15 protein-coding genes, 1 tRNA gene and 1 pseudogene are annotated in these 21,138 nt (G+C 47.0%); 12 read left to right on the top strand and 5 right to left on the bottom strand.

Annotated elements, in window-relative coordinates:
• Positions 1–190 precede the first annotated feature (190 nt).
• The 3 genes and pseudogenes from QT992_RS24745 to QT992_RS24755 all read right to left on the bottom strand — a co-directional run bounded on the left by QT992_RS24745 (position 191) and on the right by QT992_RS24755 (position 4,878).
• Positions 191–1,654 carry an RtcB family protein gene (locus tag QT992_RS24745; RefSeq protein WP_333377912.1) on the bottom strand — a complete coding sequence of 488 codons (1,464 nt, stop codon included), beginning with the start codon at positions 1,652–1,654 and terminating at the stop codon, positions 191–193.
• 481 nt (positions 1,655–2,135) lie between these two features.
• A pseudogene (locus tag QT992_RS24750) lies at positions 2,136–3,971 on the bottom strand (APC family permease).
• Positions 3,972–4,038: 67 nt separating this feature from the next.
• Positions 4,039–4,878 (bottom strand): prephenate/arogenate dehydrogenase, encoded by an 840-nt coding sequence (locus tag QT992_RS24755; RefSeq protein WP_333320777.1) that lies wholly within the window; start codon positions 4,876–4,878, stop codon positions 4,039–4,041.
• Positions 4,879–4,916: 38 nt separating this feature from the next.
• Here QT992_RS24755 and QT992_RS24760 point away from each other — a divergent pair, with 38 nt between their 5' ends.
• The 11 genes from QT992_RS24760 to QT992_RS24810 all read left to right on the top strand — a co-directional run bounded on the left by QT992_RS24760 (position 4,917) and on the right by QT992_RS24810 (position 15,719).
• Entirely contained in the window at positions 4,917–6,479 is a 1,563-nt protein-coding gene (locus QT992_RS24760; protein ID WP_333320776.1) for a pentapeptide repeat-containing protein, read from the top strand.
• A 96-nt stretch (positions 6,480–6,575) separates the two neighbouring features.
• The gene (locus QT992_RS24765) at positions 6,576–8,138 is read left to right on the top strand and encodes a pentapeptide repeat-containing protein (RefSeq protein ID WP_333377915.1); all 1,563 of its coding nucleotides are present in this window, start codon (positions 6,576–6,578) and stop codon (positions 8,136–8,138) included.
• A gap of 80 nt (positions 8,139–8,218) precedes the next feature.
• The gene (locus tag QT992_RS24770) at positions 8,219–9,748 is read left to right on the top strand and encodes a pentapeptide repeat-containing protein (RefSeq protein ID WP_333341677.1); all 1,530 of its coding nucleotides are present in this window, start codon (positions 8,219–8,221) and stop codon (positions 9,746–9,748) included.
• Positions 9,749–9,770: 22 nt separating this feature from the next.
• Positions 9,771–11,279 carry a helicase C-terminal domain-containing protein gene (locus tag QT992_RS24775; protein ID WP_333377919.1) on the top strand — a complete coding sequence of 503 codons (1,509 nt, stop codon included), beginning with the start codon at positions 9,771–9,773 and terminating at the stop codon, positions 11,277–11,279.
• Positions 11,280–11,344: 65 nt separating this feature from the next.
• Positions 11,345–11,557 (top strand): DUF2839 domain-containing protein, encoded by a 213-nt coding sequence (locus QT992_RS24780; protein WP_333320768.1) that lies wholly within the window; start codon positions 11,345–11,347, stop codon positions 11,555–11,557.
• A 125-nt stretch (positions 11,558–11,682) separates the two neighbouring features.
• A tRNA-Val gene (locus tag QT992_RS24785) sits at positions 11,683–11,754 on the top strand.
• Positions 11,755–11,881: 127 nt separating this feature from the next.
• Positions 11,882–12,682, top strand: a complete 801-nt coding sequence (locus QT992_RS24790) for a TIGR04255 family protein (protein ID WP_333377922.1) — start codon at positions 11,882–11,884, stop codon at positions 12,680–12,682.
• Between the two features lie 4 nt (positions 12,683–12,686).
• Complete coding sequence (locus QT992_RS24795) at positions 12,687–13,091, top strand: hypothetical protein (protein WP_333320765.1); 405 nt, start codon at positions 12,687–12,689, stop codon at positions 13,089–13,091.
• Positions 13,092–13,097: 6 nt separating this feature from the next.
• Positions 13,098–13,709, top strand: a complete 612-nt coding sequence (locus tag QT992_RS24800; RefSeq protein WP_333341673.1) for a hypothetical protein — start codon at positions 13,098–13,100, stop codon at positions 13,707–13,709.
• A gap of 172 nt (positions 13,710–13,881) precedes the next feature.
• On the top strand, positions 13,882–14,823 hold the full coding sequence (locus QT992_RS24805; protein ID WP_333341671.1) for a DNA polymerase beta superfamily protein: 942 nt from the start codon (positions 13,882–13,884) through the stop codon (positions 14,821–14,823).
• Positions 14,824–14,942: 119 nt separating this feature from the next.
• On the top strand, positions 14,943–15,719 hold the full coding sequence (locus tag QT992_RS24810) for a DNA polymerase beta superfamily protein (RefSeq protein WP_333341669.1): 777 nt from the start codon (positions 14,943–14,945) through the stop codon (positions 15,717–15,719).
• Positions 15,720–15,780: 61 nt separating this feature from the next.
• Here the strand turns inward: QT992_RS24810 and msrA are convergent, their stop codons facing one another.
• Together msrA and cobJ are read right to left on the bottom strand one after the other, a co-directional pair.
• Complete coding sequence (gene msrA / locus QT992_RS24815; RefSeq protein ID WP_333320758.1) at positions 15,781–16,404, bottom strand: peptide-methionine (S)-S-oxide reductase MsrA; 624 nt, start codon at positions 16,402–16,404, stop codon at positions 15,781–15,783.
• Between the two features lie 107 nt (positions 16,405–16,511).
• Positions 16,512–18,266 carry a precorrin-3B C(17)-methyltransferase gene (cobJ, locus tag QT992_RS24820; protein WP_333377924.1) on the bottom strand — a complete coding sequence of 585 codons (1,755 nt, stop codon included), beginning with the start codon at positions 18,264–18,266 and terminating at the stop codon, positions 16,512–16,514.
• Positions 18,267–18,484: 218 nt separating this feature from the next.
• On the opposite strand from cobJ, the gene QT992_RS24825 reads away from it, so the two are divergent.
• A partial coding sequence (locus QT992_RS24825; protein ID WP_333341665.1) for a cobaltochelatase subunit CobN occupies positions 18,485–21,138 on the top strand: 2,654 nt, incomplete at its 3' end.

Consider the following 21,138-nt stretch of genomic DNA (forward strand, 5'->3'; position numbering starts at 1 on the left):
AACGGGCTTTTTGCCTGTTCCGAACGGGCAAGATGCCCGTTCCACAACTAAGAAATTGTCTTTTAGAACGGGCTTTTTGCCTGTTCCGAACGGGCAAGATGCCCGTTCCACAACTAAGAAATTGTCTTTTAGAACGGGCTTTTCGCCTGGTTTAGACACCAGTTATTGAAAACGGAGAAATAGCCCCAGGCTAGGCTTTAAACGTTAACACTGGCTTCATTTTAGCGACTACACCCACTATTTGCGCCTCAACCTGAACGTCAATTACTGGTTGAATTGGCTTGTAAGCTGCCGGTGCTTCTTCGATTCTGCGTTCTTCGCGTAAGGTAATGCAATCTACGCCCGTTAATCCCAAAGCGGAGTCAGTTTTGTCAGCACCTTTGCGACTCATATCGAAGCGCGATCGCGCCCTTCCTGCACCGTGAGAGGCCGATCGCAAAAATCGATCGTTCCCCGAACCAACCAGCAAATAAGACGGCGCGCCCATCGAACCCGGTACAATTACAGGCTGGCCCAAATGTGCGGGACAAGCGCCTTTGCGAGTCACCCAGCCGGCACCTTCACCTAAAGTGATATTGTGAGGCAAATCGTAAACTAAGGGAGCTTCCACATCGCCGAAAACTTGTCGCAAACGCAACCGCAGAAGTTCTGCTAGCAGCAAACGGTTGATAAAACCGTAGTTAGCGGCTGTTGCTTCCGCTTGCAGGTAGCTGCTCACAAGTTCGGGATTGGCTGCGACAGACAGCGGAAAAAGCCGGGATTCAGGATGTTTCAGAGTTTTCGGCCAGGCTTCGCAAGCTCGATCGCGCCACATTCCGCCGATGTATTTGCCGACATTCCGCGAACCGGAATGAATCATGAAAGCGATTTGTCCCGATCGAACACCCCAAGTATAAGCCGTAGCTCGATCGACAACTTCCTCAACCACTTGAATTTCGACAAAGTGATTGCCGCCGCCGATGGTAGCTAAGCCGCCATCCCTGACTAAGCCGTCATTTGGGACTAATTCTTCAGGAGCCCATTTGACATCGCCATTCATGGAACCGCCAAGGAAAGTGCGATTGCACTCTGTCGCCAACTGCTCGAAATCCGAATTAGCCGCGCTGCCGGTTGCCTTGTCCAGCATACCATCCAGCCATCCGGGAATCCCGTGTTGGAACATCGCGCCAGCAGTTTTTGCAGTCATGCTGACATCGCGAGTACCGAAAAAATAATCGCCTTTGAGCAATTCTACAAATCGATCGCGCTGACTGAGGAATTGTTCGATCGACAAATCCGCAACGTGTAACCGCATCCCGCAGTTAATATCGGAACCGGTAGCCGCCGGAATCACCATTCCTGCTGTTTCTACAATAGAGCCGATCGCCACCCCCGAATCCCCCGGATGGAAATCTGGAGTAGCGCAAGCGCGACAAACGCAACCACCTTGAGGGTGTCGAACATTCGCCAAATTTGCTAACTGTTTGAGCGCCTTTGCTTCCACCGGAAAATCCTCTGGGAGCAAAACTTCTGCTGTTGGGGCATCGGCATCTTGCCACTGTTCTTTCAGAGAACTATTGAGACAAATCGAGTAGACTTTATCGTCGTAGCTAACATCAAGACCTTGCCGAGACAAAGCTCGCAAAAGCCTGTTCAAGTTTTTTGGCTGCTGCATAAATAGTCTGTTGCGGATTGCATAGCAACCCCCAAGAGTTGAAGAGATTTTTTAGGGAACAAAAGACTTGGGTTCAGCAGCCGCAATCTTTTTGAAGATAAGTTGAAAGGCAACTTTTCTAATTACTAAATTTTTAACATATCATTTGTCATATGTCAACCCTTTCATTTAATTTTTAATAAATATATATGATTTACCAAGCGGTGTCAGAAACCCGGTTTCTGCCTATAAAAATAACATCCAAACCAAAGATTTTGCGAAGAAACCGGGTTTTTTGGGCCAGCGCGTCCGACCGCCTTCCAATTTTTATTGCGAGGAAGTAGGGGCAATCCCCCGTGGTTGCCCATCCCCACTTAGGAATGAGAATTAAATAACTTCCACTCTTGAAAGTGGGATGGGCGTCTCGCCCGTCCTTTTTGGACGGGCGAGACGCCCATCCCACAATAACAATTAAAATTGTAAGTTATTTAATTCGCGATCCTTAAAGAAAATATCTAACCGTTGTTACAACCCGACTTTTTTTAGCCCGCAAAGCCGCTTTCAAAAAGAAAGCAGTTTGATTGTGCAGCAGTCCCTCCCACCAATTTCGCGTCACAAAAGCCGGAATGATCAGCGTTAAGTATACTCCCGGTCGCTGCTCTTCAAACAAAGTCAAAAAGTGAGTCAAAGCCTCACCAACAGAACGGTAAGGCGATTCCCGAATTTCCAAAGGAATGTCTGACTGCAAATCTTTCCAAGCTAATTGTAATTTTGCTCGATCGGTCAAACCAATATCCACGTGAACTGCCACAACTTCATCAGCGATTAAACGAGCGTAATCAAGGGCCTCGAAAGTTCCCCGGTGCAACTGCCCGACTAACACCACTGCCGGATGTGTCACCGTCTTAACTCTAGGTCTGCGAAGATAAGACCTCGGTTCTATTCCCTGAATGCTCAAGCGAGCCGCGACATACCGATAGTGTCGGTGAATAGCTAAAAATAGACTAACTACGATCGGAATAGTTACTACGACAACCCAAGCTCCCAAAAGGAATTTTGTAGCGAGAATTACAGCCAAAACTGCCGTTGTTGCCACTGCACCAATACCGTTCATCACAGCACTAACTTGCCAACCTTTACCTCGTTCCTTAAACCAGTGAATTACCATTCCCGATTGGGAGAGAGTAAAAGAAGTGAAAACTCCAACCGCATACAGGGGAAGCACCGCGCTCGTATTGCCTCGAAAAATGATAATTAAAAGAGCAGCGCCGAAGCTTAGCAGATTAATGCCATTAGAATAAACCAGGCGATCGCCCAACAGCGACAACTGCCTGGGCAAGAACCCGTCCCGCGCCAAAAAATAACAAAGTCGCGGAAAATCCGCATAACTCGTATTCCCAGCCAACAGCAAAATTAACAGAGTTGCGCTCTGCAAATAGTAATAAAATATACCGACACCAAAAATCTGTTTTCCCAACACAGAAAGGAGGGTTTCATGTTCTGTAGGAATCACTGGATAAATATGAGCCAAGTAACTAATCCCCAAAAACATCGCTCCCAGAATTCCCCCCATCTAGCTCAAAGTCAGGCGCGCATTTTTCCATTCAGGAGGCTTAAAAGCCAACTCCCCGTCTGATATGGCTTCAACTCCTGTCAGGGCAGTACAGCCCGCCGCAAAAGCGCGCGCCAGCAGAAATAATCCCAAAGGTTCCTTAGCTGGAATATTTTGTAATGTCGGAAAAACATGACCTGTTGCCTGTGGGAATAAACCGCAGCCAATCCAAATAAAAATCCCAACGAGAAACCCATAGGTGGGAACCATAAATATATTGCCAGATTCCCGCAATCCCCTGAGATTGGCAAACATGATTAGGACAATAAAAAATAAGCACAGTTCGACTGTGTATGGGTGCAGCGAGGGAACTGCTGAAGTCAAGGCTGCCACCCCAGCCGAAATACTCACTGTTACGGTGAGGATGTAATCAATCATCAGGGAAGCGGCTGCGATTAAACCAGGATAAATACCCAAGTTTTCTCGCGCTACAATGTAAGCGCCACCGCCGTTGGGGTACGCTTTAATTGTCTGTCGGTAAGACAGCGCCACGATCGCCAACAGTAAAATAATAATTCCCGAAATAGGCAGCGATAAACTCAAACTACTACTCCCGGCTAGTAACAGCACGAGCAGAGTTTCTTGAGTAGCGTAGGCAACAGACGAAAGTGCATCGGAAGCAAGAACAGCTAGTCCAGTAGCGTTGCTCAGCCGTTCATGAATAGATGCGCTAGTGGGAAGAGATTCACCCAGTAAAAATCGCTTGATCCGAGAATAAGTGTACATTAAAACTGAATATATAGGCGTCCACAAATCATAATCGAGACGGGGACAGTTTTAAGTAATTTTTGGCTCATAAGTTGTAATTCTGTCTCGCTTGTTGAGTCAGCTTCAGCTTGTCTTCGAGAGCTTGCCAATTTTCGGCTGCGATATCGCTGATGAACTCGTCGAGACTGTCGCGGTAAATAGAGAGCGATCGCAATAATTCCTCTCGATTGTACTTTGCCACCATCACTCCCAGCTCGGGATTGCCGCCGCCCACCCGGCTCGTGTCCCGAAAACCCGAACTCGCCAAATGTTGGGCTAAATTAACAATATCCCGATCGCCCTCTCGATCGCAGGCCGCAACCAGCGTCGCGCTCGCCATGAGTGGCAAATGAGAAATCCAAGCCACAGCTCGATCGTGCTCGATCGGGCCGCACCGGTAAACCGACGCACCCAGCAACCGCGCAATTTCCTCAACCTTATCCACCGCAAGCGCCGGCGTCTGAGCCTGCGGCGTCACCACGTAAGGCCGGCCCACAAACAAATCCTTTACCGCCGCCTCAATCCCGCTTTCAGCAGTCCCCGCCATCGGGTGTCCCCCCACAAAATTCGGCCACAGAGAAGACACAGCCTGTACTATGGGTGTTTTTACGGAACCGACATCGGTTACAATGGTATCAGGGGAAAGATAGGGCACCAACTCTCGGACGATCGGCTCGATCGACCCCAGCGGCGTGCAAATAAAAACCACATCGGCTGCTGCCATCAGAGACAGGTTTATGCTGGCTTCATTGACAACACCGCGAGCTTGCGCCCGATCGCAAGTCTGCTGCCGACTCGAAACCCCAAAAACATTAAACCCGCGCGATCGCAAATCCAGCCCGATCGAGCCGCCAATTAAACCCAGTCCTACAATACCGATATTCATAGCAATAAAATGGGGATATTTGATACGGTGCCGCCCCCATGACAGTCGAGGAACTCCTGAAAAAATATGCCGCCGGAGAAAGAAACTTTGCCGGAATCAACCTGACTGAGGCCAACCTCAGCGGCGTCAACTTGAGCGGAGCCAACCTCAAGGGTGCGAATCTGAGTGTAGCAAACCTGAGCGGAGCCAACCTCAGCAAAACCAACCTCACAGGTGCCAAACTCAACATCGCCAGACTCAGCGGCGCCCATCTAGGCGGCGCCGACCTCACCGACGCCGACCTCAACGTCGCTTACCTAGTGCGAGTTGACCTCAAAAAAGCCACACTCACAGGGGCCAAACTGATCAGAGCCGAGCTCATTCGAGCCGAGCTCAGCGGAGCCAACCTCAGCGGAGCCAACCTCAGCGGCGCCACCCTCACCGAAGCCACCCTTCGAGGAGCCAACCTCGCTCAAGCCAACCTTCGAGGCGCTCACCTCAGCGGCGCGTGCTTGACAGAAGCCAACCTCGAACAAGCCAACCTGCAAGGAGCCGACCTCAGCCGAGCCGACCTCAGCGGCGCCGACTTGCGAGGCACAGAACTGAGACAAGCCAACCTCACTCAAGCCGTACTCAGCGGCGCCGACCTCAGCGGCGTCAATTTGCGCTGGGCCATCCTCAGCGGCTGCAATCTTCGCTGGGCCGACCTCAGCGAAGCCAAATTGAGCGGTGCCGACCTCAGCCGAGCCGACCTCTGCCACGCCAACTTGCTGAATGCCAGCTTAGTTCACGCCGACCTGTCAAATGCCTATCTGATCCGCGCCGACTGGATTGGAGCCGACTTAACCGGAGCCACCTTAACCGGAGCCAAACTCCACGCAGTTTCGCGGCTGGGCATCAAAACCGAAGGCATGACCTGCAAGTGGGTCGATCTCAGCCCCAACGGCGACCACAGCCAAATTTACTGGTTGAAATCGGGAGGAACCCACGAATTTTTTCACGAAACCTTGCCCACAGTTCGGATCGTGATTGACTCGCCCTTAGACCAAGGCGCTCATTTTGCACTAGCTGCAACTTATTACCAAATTGCCCAACAATACCCGAGTTTAAGTCAGCCTCCCACGATCGAAGTCAGCTCCAGGCGCACCGTACTCGCGTTTAAAATGGACAGCGACGATAAATTATTTGCCACCGCTTACGTTGCCATCATTCCTTTTAACGACGCTGCCATAACTCAAAAAAACCTAATAGCTTTGATGAAAATGATTCAATCCCACGATGCAGGCAAACTTAACGTCAAAGAATCTAAACACGTCCAGTTATGCAGCAAAGCTCTCAACCAAGCTATCAGCAAAGTAGACCAAATCAAAATTTCCAGTTCTTTTCCCAAAATCGGCGAAAGCATCAATTTTTTTCAAATTCCTACACAGATGCTCTTAATTAATTCCCGCGACCAAAGACTCAGCGTATATCACCACCCAGCCTTCGGCAAGCGCCTGATTAAAAAATACGACCCAAGTAACTCAACCTCTGGTAAGTTAGCCGAAAGCACAAAATTGGCTCAAACTAATATCAGTAGCATTTTGGATTTTATAAAAGGCTTCCACAATATAGATGTTTAAGCATATTGCATCAAGTTACAGAAAATGCTTATTCTAGTTTAAAGGTTGGCACAACAAAGCTTTGTTCTAGCTAACACATCAGGGAAATTGAAAAGCATGGATGCCGAAGAACTCATCACCAAATATGTAGCAGGAGAAAGAGACTTTACTGCCATCCTCCTTTGCGAGGCAAATCTCAGCAGGATCGATCTCAGCGGGGCTAATTTCAGTGAGGCAATCTTGAGCCTCACCAACATGAGCGGCACCAATCTGTCAAACGCCAACATGAGAAAAGCCAAACTCAATGTTGCCAGACTCAGCGGTGCTAATCTCCACAAAGCCAACCTCAGCGGCGCTATCCTCAACGTGGCTAACTTGATTCGAGCCGACCTCAGCGAAGCCCAACTCGTCGAAGCTACAATGATCAGATCCGAACTGATCCGAGCAAACCTCAGCAGTGCAAACTTGAGCGGGGCAAACCTCAGCGAAGCAGATTTGAGAGAAGCAACCCTCAGAGAAGCCAATCTAGAGCAAGCCGACCTCAGCGGGGCTCACCTTAGAGGCGCTTCCCTAACAGCGGCCAACTTGGAACGGGCCAACTTGCACAGAGCCGACCTCAGCAGGGCAGACTTGCGAGGAGTCAACCTCTGCAATGCCGAACTCAGACAAGCTAATCTGTCTCAGGCCAACCTCAGCGGCGCTGACTTGCGAGGCGCTAATCTCCGGTGGGCTGACCTCAGCGGGGCGAACCTGACCGGCGCTGACCTCGATGAAGCGAGATTGAGCGGGGCCAACTTGTACGGGGCAAATTTGAGCAATGTCAATCTGTTGAACGCTACTCTGGTACACGCGGATTTGACTCAAGCTAATTTGATTCACGCTGATTGGGTGGGCGCCGATTTGACGGGGGCGGCCCTGACGGGGGCAAAAATTTACGCGGTGTCTAGGTTTGATGTGAAAGCAGATGACATTACCTGCGATTGGGTTGACCTCAGTCCTAACGGCGATCGCAGCCACATTCAGCGCTTTACCCCAGAAGAATCTCAACGGTTTTTCAATGCTACACCGCCGACAGTTCAAATTATTGTCGATCGACCCCTCGACCCGGATGCTAACTTTGTCCTTGCAGCTACCTACCGCCAAATAGCCCGTCAATACCCTGCTTTGAGCCATCCTCCCAGTATCGAAGTTAATTCCAGACGCACAATCATATCATTTAAAATAGAGCAGGACGATCAACTATTTCCCACAGCTTTCGTTGCGATTATTCCCTTTAGTGATGCAGCATTTACTCAGAAAAACTTGATTACTCTCATCAAGATGATTCAACCCCAAAATGGTAATAACCTGGGCGTCCGAGTCTCAAATATGGTAGTGCAATTAAACGTAGCCCTGACCAAAACAATGAGAAAAATAGGGGAAATGAAAATTCAGCCGATTCGCCTCGATCGCGAACCGATGTCAAGTTTTTTCCAATCGCCTACCCAAACTGTACTGGCTAACTCCAGCGCCGAAACTTTGATGATTCACTATCACCCAGATTTTGGCAGAAACTTGACAAATTTGCCCGGAGTCAACAAAACCTCTATCAGTCCTGCAATTAAAGCCCAAAGATTTACCACCCCGCCGCTAAATACGGTCATTGAGTTTGTCAAAAGCTTTTATCAGCTCGGTGAGTAAATACTATAAATTAATTTGATATCATTTCTATTCATGCCATATAAAAGTTAGCCAATTGCCATTTCATTCAAGTAAAAAAAATGGAAGCTGAAGAACTGCTCAAACGATTTGCACTCGTCAAGAGATACACAGAAGGCGACAGAGATTTCACAGAAATCAACCTGAATGAAGCTAATCTCAGCCGCATCAACCTCAGCCAATCAATTTTAAGGCGGGCTAGCTTATTTGTCACCAACCTCAGCGGCGCTAACTTGAGCGAAGCTAACTTGAGCGAAGCTAACCTGAATGTGGCTAGACTCAGCAGTACCAACCTCTCGCGGGCAATCTTAAACGGGGCTACTCTCAACGTAGCAAACTTAGTGAGAGCCGATTTAAGTGCAGCTCAATTAATCCGAGCATCCCTGATTAGAAGCGAATTAGTGCGCTGCGAACTCAGCAAAGCTAACTTCAGCGGTGCAAACCTGACTGAAGCAGATTTAAGAGAGGTAAAACTGACGGAAGCTAACCTGTGCGGTGCTAATCTTTCCGGTGCAAATCTCAGAGGTGCTTCGGCTGCTTCAGCTAACTTTCAAGAAGCTAACTTGCACGGCGCGGATTTGACGAAAGCAGAACTTACCGGCGTCAATTTGAGCAATGCCGATATGAGACAAGCTTCTTTGCAACAGGTGAATCTCAGCAGTGCCAATTTGAGCGGAGCTAACCTCAAATGGGCTGATTTGACGGGAGCTAACCTCAATGGCGCCGATCTGAGCTTTGCTAAATTGAGCGGAGCTAACCTTAACGGAGCAGATTTAAGAAATACTAATTTAGCAAGTGCTAATTTCGTTCACGCTGATTTGACAGAAACAAATTTGATTAATGCAGATTGGGTGGGCGCTGATTTGAGAGGAGCAACTTTAACAGGAGCAAAACTGTATTTGGTTCCTCGGTGTGGTATCATTGCAGATGATATTACTTGCCAGTGGGTTGACCTCAGCCCTGCAGGCGATCGCACTCAGATTCAACAATTTAATTCGCCGTCAGAATCGAGAAAATTTTTAAATCACACGCCTGGGTTAGTGCAAATTGTGGTTGACGCACTTTTAGACTACTCAGCAAACAGCACTTTAGCAACAGCTTACAGCGAAATAGCTCGCCATTACCGGGCAATGAATTTTCCTCCTAATATTGAAGTCGGCTACCGCCGCACAACTCTAACTTTTAGATTTGAGAGCGATGAGCATTTATTGCCAGCAGCTTTATTAGCGATTCTTCCTTTTAAGGATGCTGTACAAACTCAGAGAAATATTATGATTATCGGCAAAAATATCGCAACTCAAAATTTGGATGAAAAACGAATATTGCAGTTGCGTAAAGCATTGAGTACAGCTACAGATCAGTTAAATGAGTTGATAAATTTGGTCTCTAATATATCACGGGTGAGTCAGCCAACAAAGTTTTTTGAGTCACCTACCCAAACTATTTTAATTAGTTCGGGACAGGAGAGTTTGATGGTGAATTCTCACGGGAATTTTGGGAAGGGAGGTGCAACTCATCAGGAGAATAAATTCAGTTTGCCTATCGGTCAAAAAGTAGTTGATTTTCTGGCCAGTTTTGATTATGTTGATTGAGGAATGTTAACTGTACAATCGATTGATTGAGGTAGAAGTCCACAACTCATTGCTCCGCTTCCTGCGATCGAACTCCGAGCCGCACTGGCCCCACCATTTAACGATGGCGCGGCTCGTGGCGCGGGCTTTGCGCTTGGGGCGCAGCGCTCTGATCCAAACGGGGCTTCCCGCTGGAGCTTACCGACAGCGGTATCGAGTCAGCTATTTGATGCCGGTTTTGATGTGGCCGGAACCTGTGATTTTAGTGGCGCCGACACGGGTGATCGAGCATTTGAGAGGAGTGGAAATTCCGCGTTTGCAAGAGTGGCTGCAAACTGATAAGTCGATCGAGACTTATTCCGATAATGCCAGTGGACGAGGATTGATGCTAGCAGATCCGCAGTCTTGGCTGGCGGCTCGCTTGGCGGCGAATTCGCCACTTCCGAGCAATATTCCGACAATTATCGACGGTGTGGATGACTTGGAAGTTTGGACGCGCCAGCAATTGACGGCAGGTTTCCAACCGGCTGATTGGAATGATTTAATGCAATCTCAGCCTTTGGAAGCCGATGCAATCCTCCAAGGGCGGGTACTGCTAACGCGGGCTTTCTTTCAGCATCCGGCGAAACCAGAGGAGTGCTATTTGCTGGAAACCGCAGAGCAAAATATATTGGAGGGGCTGTTTGAAAGGATCGAGCCAAACTCCCTAATTCCGGCTGCTTGGAGCAATTTTTGGCAGCGGTGGGAAGGAAACGGAAAACTGCGGTGGGCGGAAATTAATCGGGAGGCTGGCTCATTTTCTCTGTTCTGCGCGCCGGTTCAGGTGGCTGAGGTTTTGAGCAGAATTTGGGATTGTCAGCCTGTGGTGTTGATTGGGGGGGCGGTGGATGTGGAACCGAAGGCTCCGATCTTCCGGCAAATGCTGGGACTGCCAGAATTGACGAGCGTTAAGTTTTCGCCCGATCGACAAAGCGAATTAATTCAACTGTACATTCCCAACTGGCTACCGCTGCCAAATACGCCGGAATTTCAGGGTGTTTTAATTGAAGAAATTCGGACTTTGCTGTTGATGAGCGCCTCGGTGGCGGGTTTAACGGTGCTGATTGTTGGTGATGTACCGCTGAAGGCTCGGCTGGCGGCGATTTTGGCTTCTGAGTTCGGTTCTCGGGTGCAGGTAGAAAAGACTGATGTGGGCGAGAATGCGATTTTGGTGACTGGGTGGGAGTTTTGGCGGGAACATCAGGGGGAATTGAGGGCGCCTCACTTGCTGGCGATCGCAACTTTGCCATTGCCTTCTTTGGAGAATCCTTTGGTGACGGCGCGTGTGGCTTATTATAAAGAACGGCGCAAGGATTGGTTTCGGTTGTATTTGCTGCCGGCGGCGCTGAATGAGTTGCAACGGGCGATCGCGCCTGTGCGAGAACGTCAAGGAGTTGTGGCGATTTTCGACAGCAGGGTGATTCACCGCAGTTACGGACAGCAGGTTTTAGCGGCTTTGAGTCCTTTTGCGAGGATTGATTATTTGGATACGACTTGGCTGACGCAGGCTTGAGATGACCTGTTGGCGTATAATTTGGTTAGGTATCCAGTTGAAATCTAATTTAGTAGACAAAGATTATGGGTGAAGCTAAGCGTCGCAAAGAGTCGATCGGCGACGAATACGGTAAAGAAGAGCGCATCGTTCCCTGGCTGCCAATCACGAAAACCCAAAGCGAAGATTTTGTGAAGTGGACAAGTCGCGGAAGCTGGATCGGGATTAGTCTTTTGGTTGCTTGGTGGATTGTAGTGCGGTTTGTCGGCCCCTCGGCGGGTTGGTGGGAGGTTAACTGATGCCAGACTCGACAAATGCCTGTATTCTTGGCATTGTGTCGAGTTTAACTCGGAAACAAGCGGCTGATTTTTTAGGAAAAATTTAGTTGCAAATTTGGACTTGGTATGGTATGGTAATTATCTGCGGGCAATTAGCACAGTGGTAGCGCACTTCCTTCACACGGAAGGGGTCACAGGTTCAAATCCTGTATTGCCCATATTTTTAAGTTGTAAAATTTGATTCGGAAAAGGCGATGGCATCTATCCTGAATGTAATTCTGTTGGGAAGTAAGTTAAGCTAGAGTAATAGACGCTCTTCAAATTGGTAATAGATACTTTGAAAAAATGAAGATCCCAAACTATGAAAGAGTAATTTATGAGGACAGCCCCCTAATTGAGGTGATTGCTCAACTTAGATTTCCAACTATCCTGAAAATTGCCAGCCAACAGCCTGTAGACTTTCAAGATAGTATAAGGTTTGAATACCCAATTTTTGAAACTTCTAGAAATTTGCAGATCCCGGTTGAGCTATCTAATCTTTTAACCCAATTCAGCTCAAATTTTACCAGTGACTTGACTTCAATTGACTTGACTTATCAATTTAAGTCAGAAGACTTGAGTTGCCAGATATCTTTAGACAAAAACTCTATAACGCTTGCTACGACAAAGTATGAAAGATATGAAAATTTTATTGATAAATTTAAACGCGCTGTAGAACTTTTTGAAAAAATATATAATCCCTCTTTTTATTCACGAACAGGACTAAGATATCGTGATTTAATTATTAGGTCAAAACTAAATCTCAAAGACAAAGAGTGGCATAAATTAATACCGCAACATATTGCTTCTGAACTGTATACACCAGAAGTAGCAGATTCAATTCAAAACTTTGTTAAAAATTTACAGCTAAAAACAGAATTCGGTCAAGTTAATTTTAATCATGGACTTGTTAACGTTAGGGACACAGAAAGAGGTATAGATGAAACAGCTTATTTATTAGATACTGATTTTTTTACTGAGGATAAAGTAGAAAGGAGTGAAAATGCCTGGAAAATACTCGATAACTACAACCATACAGCCAGAAATCTCTTCCGCTGGGGTATCACGGAAGAGTTGCACAGAGCAATGCGACCTCAACCAATATAATCCTATGCACGTAACAACTGGTGGTACTCAAAGCAAAAATATAATTGGACAAAGGTATGAAGTTTTACCCACTCCTGCTCAGACGCAGTATCGGCACACTTTAGCATCTGCTACTCCTAGCTTAAAAATCGAAGTTTCCATCGAACCACCTATTAGTGGTGAATGGTTTGGTCAATTCAATCAAAACACGATCGCTTGGGTTAAGTGCTTAACGCTACTCAATCTGCTTTTTGCTAAGACTCCAGAAGGATTGCAAGAAGCATCTGACGTGCTTGAACAAATGGTGGAATATTATAGTGACTGTCGGTCTGATTTAGAACAAACTACCTTACCTCAAGAATTAGAATTACTTACTGGTAGCGTATTACCTAGCGAAGTCAGACCACCTTTAGTCCTAGATTTTGAGTAGCTAACCATGCGTAAACCTTGGATTTACAGAGCCTCGAATGACAAAGAGGCTCTTAGACAAGGGGAAATTCTGACTGGACTTATACAGATTAAACCAGTTCCAAGTGAATCTTCTCCAAACCTCGATCAAATTCAGTACCTCGAGCAAATTCAGTTTAAACCTATTGTTCATCCTTATGCAATTATTGTTACTCAAAACTGTGATTTAGATTGGGACTATAGCGCTAGGCAAAATCGAGATAAACCTAATAAGTTATTAAACTCTATACTTTTTTGTCAAGTATATACAGCTCAAGAAATTCGCTCCAACAAAACAGTTCAGCTAAATTCAGCAGATTGGAATTTAGTTAAATCTAATCGTTATCAGCAATACCATTTTTTGGAAAAAATACCTCTAGAACGTGAATCATCTCAGGAAGGCATACCAGAATTAACAGTAGATTTTAAAAAAATTTTTGCGATAGATGCTGATTTCTTATACCATCAAATAAATAATAATTTTGCTAAACGACGTGCTGTGCTTGAAAGTCCATATTTAGAAGACTTTTCACATCGTTATCATGACTTTCATGGGCGTGTAGCACTTCCTGCACAACATGAAAGTGAAAAGGGGGTATAAGCTAAAGCGAAAAATTAAGCAGCGATAAAATTAGAGAACTTTTTGCTTTTTCGCTAAACAGAATTCTGTATGTAGCTGTCCTTTTCCGAATTGCTATAAATTCTCGATTGAGTTTTGTATTACAAATACACTACACTAATATCGTAACTCGTGCCCCGCAGGAGGTTCCCTCATGGCAAATGCCAATATTTCCCAAAATTTCAACTTAATCATACCCGCAGGAACCCAAATTGTCACCAAAATCGAGGTCAAAAACCCCGCCAGCGACCAATCTTGGAAACCGGGATTAGTAGGCGTCATCGTTCAATCGCCTACCGACAATTCCCACGCATATTTAGTCCAACTCCCAGACGGAACGCAAGTTAGTCTGCGGCGGCACGAACTCAGCATCCGCAAGCAGTTTCAGAGCGAAGGATTGCAGTCAGGAGGAGATTTTCTTGCAGAATACAACCTCTATGATTCTGTAATTTACCGCTGCATTGTTGGTTCGAGAGCCTACGGTCTTGATAACGAGCAATCCGATACAGACAGACGCGGGATTTACCTGCCGCCGGCAATACTTCATTGGTCGCTTTACGGCATTCCAGAACAATTGGAAAACAAGGAAAATCAGGAATGCTATTGGGAACTGCAAAAGTTTTTAGTTTTGGCACTAAAAGCTAATCCAAATGTGCTAGAATGTTTGTACACCCCTTTAGTAGAAACTATTTATCCTGTAGCACAAGAATTGCTCGAAATTAGGGAAATCTTTCTTTCTCAATTGGTTTATCAAACTTACAATAGCTACGTTTTGTCTCAATTTAAAAAAATGGAGCAAGACCTCCGCAATACCGGGGAAATTCGTTGGAAGCACGCGATGCACTTAATTCGCTTGTTGCTGTCAGGAATTACGGTGCTCAAGGAGGGGTTTGTACCTGTTCGCGTGCAGGATTATCGATCGCAACTTTTATCTATCCGCAACCAAGAAATATCCTGGGAAGAGGTGAATCGCTGGCGGTTGAGTTTGCACGGTGAGTTCGATCGCGCTTTTGCTGCAACTTCCTTACCGGAACGTCCTAATTACGAGAAAGCGAACCTGTTTTTGATTGAAGCGCGTCGGAGGGCGATCGGCTAAAAGGGGCGGGTTTACGAGATCGTTAATTTGAGACATATATGGTTGCTAAAACCCGCCCCTACAGGTATTTGCGATTGTTTAACCGGAATTGAAATTAGCATTGATAAAATGTTGAAAAAATGATAGAATACATCTCGAATCTCGCCCCAATTATCTCCGTTCAACCTTATCCGCTGCTGTTTGCGACTGTCAGCGGATCGCACTTATACGGCTTTCCTTCCGCAGATTCTGACTTCGACTTGCGGGGAGTACACATTTTGCCGCTACCGAAAGTAATTGGACTGATTTCTGGAGAAGAAACAATCGAAGTTTCTGAAGTTCGGGAGGGAATGCAACTCGATTTAGTAACTCACGACATCAAGAAATTTTTTGAGTTGCTGTTGAAGCGCAACGGCTACGTGCTAGAACAACTGTATTCGCCGCTAATAGTTTACAGTACAAAGGAACACGAGGAATTAAAGGAGCTCGCCTCGAACTGCATTACCAAGCACCACAGCCACCACTATCTCGGCTTTGCTCACAATCAGTGGAAATTGTTTGAGAAAGAACAGCCGCGCCGGGTGAAACCGCTGCTGTATGTTTACCGGGTGTTGCTGACAGGGATTCATTTGATGCAAACTGGGGAAGTTGAGGCAAATTTGGTAAAACTAAATGAAAAATTCCAGTTGTCGTACATTCCCGCTTTGATTGCTAGAAAGCTGGGCGGGGAGGAAAAATCGGTGCTGGAAGATGCGGAGATCGAGTTTTATCGACAAGAGCGCGTTCGACTGGTTAATATATTGGTAGATGCAAGCAGTACAAGTCATTTGCCGTCAAATTCTGATGCAAAAGTTCCACTCAATGAACTATTGATTAAGGTGAGAATGTCATCTCTAAGCTGTTCCACGTCTAATTAGTCGTAAGGTGCGTATTGCTGCGGACGGGCGGGACGCCCAGCCCACAAGAGTTTGGTAAAATTTAATGTCGGATTCTGGAGACTATTTTCTCTAACTTCTCGCATCCGGCGGCAGACAAACCAAAATCTCTAATTTCCCCTTTGAGATTGGAGAAACTGCCGAAGCCCGCGACATAACCGTTGACTCTTGCTGCTACAGTGGAGTTAACAAACTGAGTGCGATCGAATTCTTTCATCAGTTCCGGTTCCTGACGCAAATAATATTTTTGATGGTAATCCTCCGCCCAATAAAACTGGGTCAAAGGCTGAATTAATGTATAAATTTTGCCGCCATTAGCTTTTTCGCGATCGAGTTTTTGTTCCACACATTGCTTTTGTGATTCACTGCGATAGAAAACGGCATCCATGTACTGGCGAGACCAACTAGGAGATTGCCGGGGATTGTGACTTCTCCAGAAAATCTCTAGCAGTTCTGCATAGGAAATTTGCGATCGATCGAAATCTATTTCTACCGCTTCAATATGATTCCCTATGTTATGATAAGTCGGGTTTGCTGTAGTCCCGCCCGCATAACCGACGCGAGTTCGCACGACTCCTTCGATAATTCCAAACTGCGCGTCGGGAGACCAAAAACAACCAAGTCCAAATGTAGCTGTTTCTATTGTTTCTGGTATTTTAGTGTTCATTGGTGGCTGGTTGTGTGAAGGAGATTTTTTTTATTAACCGCAGAGGGCGCAGAGGGCGCAGAGAAAGAGGAAAGAGAGTAATGTTGTTTTTGACAAATCACTTGGACTTATTTTTCGTACCTGCGCGGCGTGTAAACCCAAACATCTCCATATTTGCGGGGAATAATCCGAGTTTGACTGGAACCGACAATCACTAAAGTTCTCATGTCGGCGTCTTGCGGCTGGAATTCGCCGAGGGTGCAAACGCGCACAGATTGACCGGGCCGGCCGAGGTTTCGCCCTAGTATGACGGGGGTTTTAGGATCGCGACTTTGCAACAAAATATCGATCGCCCTTGGGAGTTGCCAAATCCGCTGTTTCGAGATGGGATTGTAAAATGCCATAACTAAATCGGCAGCAGCCGCCGCCGAAATCCGCTGTTCTATGACCTCCCAAGGCTTGAGAATATCCGAAAGGGAAATCACGCAAAAATCGTGTCCGAGGGGTGCTCCGATCGCAGCAGCAGCCGCCTGCATGGCTGAAATGCCCGGTGCCACCCGAATATCGATGCCTTGCCATTCGGGTTTGGCATCAAAGTCGATCGCCTCAAACACAGCCGCCGCCATCGCAAAAATACCCGGATCTCCCGACGAAACCACGGCGACTGATTTTCCTGATGCTGCTAAATCTAGGGCAAAACGCGCCCGATCGATCTCTTCGCGGTTGTCGGAATCGTGCCGCTTTTGCCCGAACCGCAGGGTTCCAGCTAAGTCGAGATAGAACTTGTAACCCACCCAATCCGTGGCCTGGCGCAGAATTTCCTTAACCTCCGGGGACATCCAGGGCGCGCCTCCGGGCCCGGTACCGACGATCGCCAGTTTGCCGCGGCTAATTCCGATCGCCCTAGCATCAAAGGGTTCGGCGGCCAGGGCGATCGCGCAATTCACGGAGTTTGGGCGATCGGACTGGATTAAGTGACTGTTTGCACCGGCTGCTGTCAGGGCAATTTGTGCGGCCTTATTTTCGATGAATTCAATTGAGTCTAATTCGACAAGTTCGGAGAGATTGAAAAAGCGGACGGGGACTTTAAAATATTGTGAAACTGCTTCAAGTGCCGGATTTCCCATTTCATCTTTTAATGCAAAAAATCCCGCAACAGAAGCTGGCGCTAAACCTGCATTTTCCAAGACTTGCTGGACAAATGAAACCGCTATTTCCGGCTCAATATTCGATAGCTTTGTGAGTGCAACTGCCACAATTTGCGGATGGTAAACCAAACAATCGGGCGTTGGCGCAATTGCTTTTTCGGTGACGCGGATCGTCAATTTTGCGTCGGGGGCAATCGGCAAATTGCTCTCGGAAAGCCAGCTTGCAGCCCCTTCTAGGCGTACTTTTGCCCCGGCGAGCAAATTTGAAATAAAAGTCTTCGCGTCCTCTGGATTCGCCAAATAATAGCCTTGGGGAGGACTCAGCAGCGCGGTGCGAAACCGGATATCTCCGGTGGTGGTAATTGCAGGTTGTACGCCCAGGGCTGCTGCAATCTCTCTGGCCAAATCATTAACGCCGTGCAAACCGCCCAACAGCGGTACGACGGCGCTTCCGTCTTCGGCGACGGCTAAAACTGGCGGTTCGGCGCGTTTGTCTGACAGCAGCGGGGCGAGGGTGCGGATGATAATTCCGGCGGCGCAGATGGCGATGATTGGGGTTTCTGTTGCAAATAATTCCCGCAATGTTTCGCCGAAGTTGCTAAAGTTGATGTCTGTGTTGGAAGTGCGATCGATTAAACCGTAAATCTGGGAACCGGGGAAATGTGCGGAGATTTTTTTGGCGATCGGCAGGCTGTTTTGACCTAAGATAACTATTGCGGGAGGAACTCGAACCATTTTAGATTTTAGATTTTAGATTTTAGATTTTATGAGAGTTGCGACGGAAATTAGGAATTGATAATTGATAATTGGTAATGTAGGGGCGGGTTCGCCAATGTCTGCAATACAACACCAGAAATCTACTAAACCCGCCCCACCCCCACCGAGGATGCTATCTAATATAATATAACCTAATTGAAACAGGCTACAATCAATAAATATTTCGAGGTTTGGCTGTGAAACGCATTGTCTTAATTGCAGGGTTTGAATCTTTTAATGCTGATTTGTACCGCAAAGCTGCCGAGTTGGCTGTTTCTGGGTGTCAGGGATTGGAAGTGCGGGTTTTTAGCGATCGCGCCCTCGTAGACGAACCCGACGCTGTAGCAGCCGCCCTCTCTAATGCTGATGTATTTTTCGGGAGTTTGCTGTTTGATTACGATGCGGTAATGTGGCTGCGAGACAGGGTGCAAAATATTCCGATTCGCCTGGTTTTTGAGTCTGCTTTGGAATTGATGAGTCTTACTCAAATTGGGGCTTTTAAAATTGGCGACAAACCGAAGGGAATGCCGAAGCCGGTTAAGTTTATTCTGGATAAGTTCAGCAACGGGCGAGAAGAAGATAAGCTGGCTGGTTACATCAGCTTTTTGAAGGTTGGGCCGAAGTTATTAAAATATGTGCCGGTGCAAAAAGTCCAGGATTTGCGTAACTGGCTGATTATTTATGGTTACTGGAATGCGGGCGGGGCGGATAATGTTGTCTCGATGTTTTGGATTATTGCCGAAAAGTATTTGGGGCTGAAGGTTGCAGAAATTCCGCCGCCTGTGGAAACTCCCAATATGGGTTTATTGCATCCTGATTATAATGGTTATTTTGAATCGCCTCGGCAATATTTGGATTGGTATCTCGGTAATCAAAGTGCTAGGGGCGGGCAAGATGCCCGTTCCACACAAGAGGCTAGACATCTTGATAGAAAGGGTTATAACGAGCAAGATGCCCGTTCCACAAAACTTGAGACTAATTTGTCTGAAAATTTAGACCGGGTTTCTAACGGGCAAGATGCCCGTTCCACAAAATTTGAGACCAATTGGTCTCAAATTTCAGACAGAGGAAAATCCCCTGTTGTGGGCATCTTGCTTTACCGCAAGCACGTTATCACCAAGCAGCCTTATATTCCTCAATTGATTCGCTATTTTGAAGATGCGGGAATTGTGCCTTTGCCGATTTTTATCAATGGCGTTGAAGGCCATGTGGCGGTGCGGGATTGGATGACGACTGCTGATGAAACTGCGCGGCGAAAACAAGGCAATATAGAAACTCTTTCGCTTTCTAAAGATGCTGTGGAAGTTGATGCGATTGTTTCTACTATTGGCTTTCCTTTGGTTGGCGGGCCTGCTGGTTCGATGGAGGGTGGAAGGCAGGTGGAAGTTGCTAAGCGCATTTTAACTGCTAAAAATGTACCTTATTTTGTGTCCGCACCTCTGCTGATTCAGGATATCCATTCTTGGACTCGTCAGGGGATTGGGGGTTTGCAAAGTGTGGTATTGTATGCTTTGCCTGAGTTGGATGGTGCGATCGATCCAGTGCCCCTGGGCGGTTTGGTGGGTGAGGATATTTATCTCGTGCCCGATCGCGCGAAACGCCTGACAAGTAGAATTAACAATTGGGTGAAACTGCGACAAACTCCGCCATCTGAAAGGAAAATTGCGATTATTCTCTACGGGTTTCCTCCCGGTTACGGTGCGGCGGGTACGGCTGCTTTATTAAATGTACCGAAATCGCTGCTAAATTTCCTGCACAAACTTCAAGCGGCAGGTTATACGGTTGGAGAAATTCCGGCTGACGGTGAGGAGTTAATTCGCAGGGTGAAAGAGGCGGATGAATCTACGGGTGACGGGCAAGATGCCCGTACCACAAAAGAGACTGTTAATGTCAAAACTTTAGAAAAATGGCTGGGCTATTTGTTAACCAGTCGTATCGAAAAACAGTGGAAATCTTTAACTGGTACGGGCATTAAGACAGACGGCGATGAGTTTCAAATCGGTGGCATTCAACTGGGGAATGTTTGGATAGGTTTGCAGCCGCCGCTGGGAATTTCGGGCGATCCAATGCGCTTAATGTTCGATCGCGATTTGACGCCTCACCCTCAATACGCTGCTTTTTACAAGTGGCTGCAAAATGATTTGCAAGCTGATGCTGTGGTTCATTTCGGAATGCACGGGACTGTGGAATGGTTGCCGGGATCTCCTCTGGGAAATACTGGCTATTCTTGGTCGGATATTCTGTTGGGAAGTTTGCCGAATCTTTATATCTATGCTGCCAACAATCCCTCGGAATCGATGTTAGCAAAACGGCGCGGTTACGGTGTTTTGATTTCTCACAACGTGCCGCCCTACGGTCGCGCGGGCTTGTACAAGGAATTGATGGCTTTGCGGGATTTGATTGCGGAATATCGGGAAGATACGGCAAAAAATTATGTGCTGAAGGAGGCTATTTGTAAGAAAATTTTAGATAGCGGTTTGGAGGCTGATTGTCCGTTTGAGGATGCTCGCAAGTTGGGTATTGCTTTTAGTTTTGAGAATGTGGGAATGTTCAGTGCTGATGCTTTTAACCGCTATTTGGTGAAGCTGTACGAATATTTGCAGGTGGTGGAATCTCGCTTGTTTTCTTCTGGTTTGCACGTTCTGGGGGAACCGCCTAATTCTGAGGAAATGACCTCTTATCTTGAGGCTTATTTTGGGGATAGGTTGTCGGAGGAACAGGTGAAAGCAATTGTTTCACAAACAAGCACAGGCAAGATGCCTGTGCCACAAACCAGCACAGGCAAGATGCCTGTGCCACAAACCAGCACAGGCAAGATGCCTGTGCCACAAACCAGCACAGGCAAGATGCC

This window comes from Microcoleus sp. T3_D1 (genome assembly GCF_036700405.1).
Taxonomy (GTDB): Bacteria; Cyanobacteriota; Cyanobacteriia; order Cyanobacteriales; family Microcoleaceae; genus Microcoleus.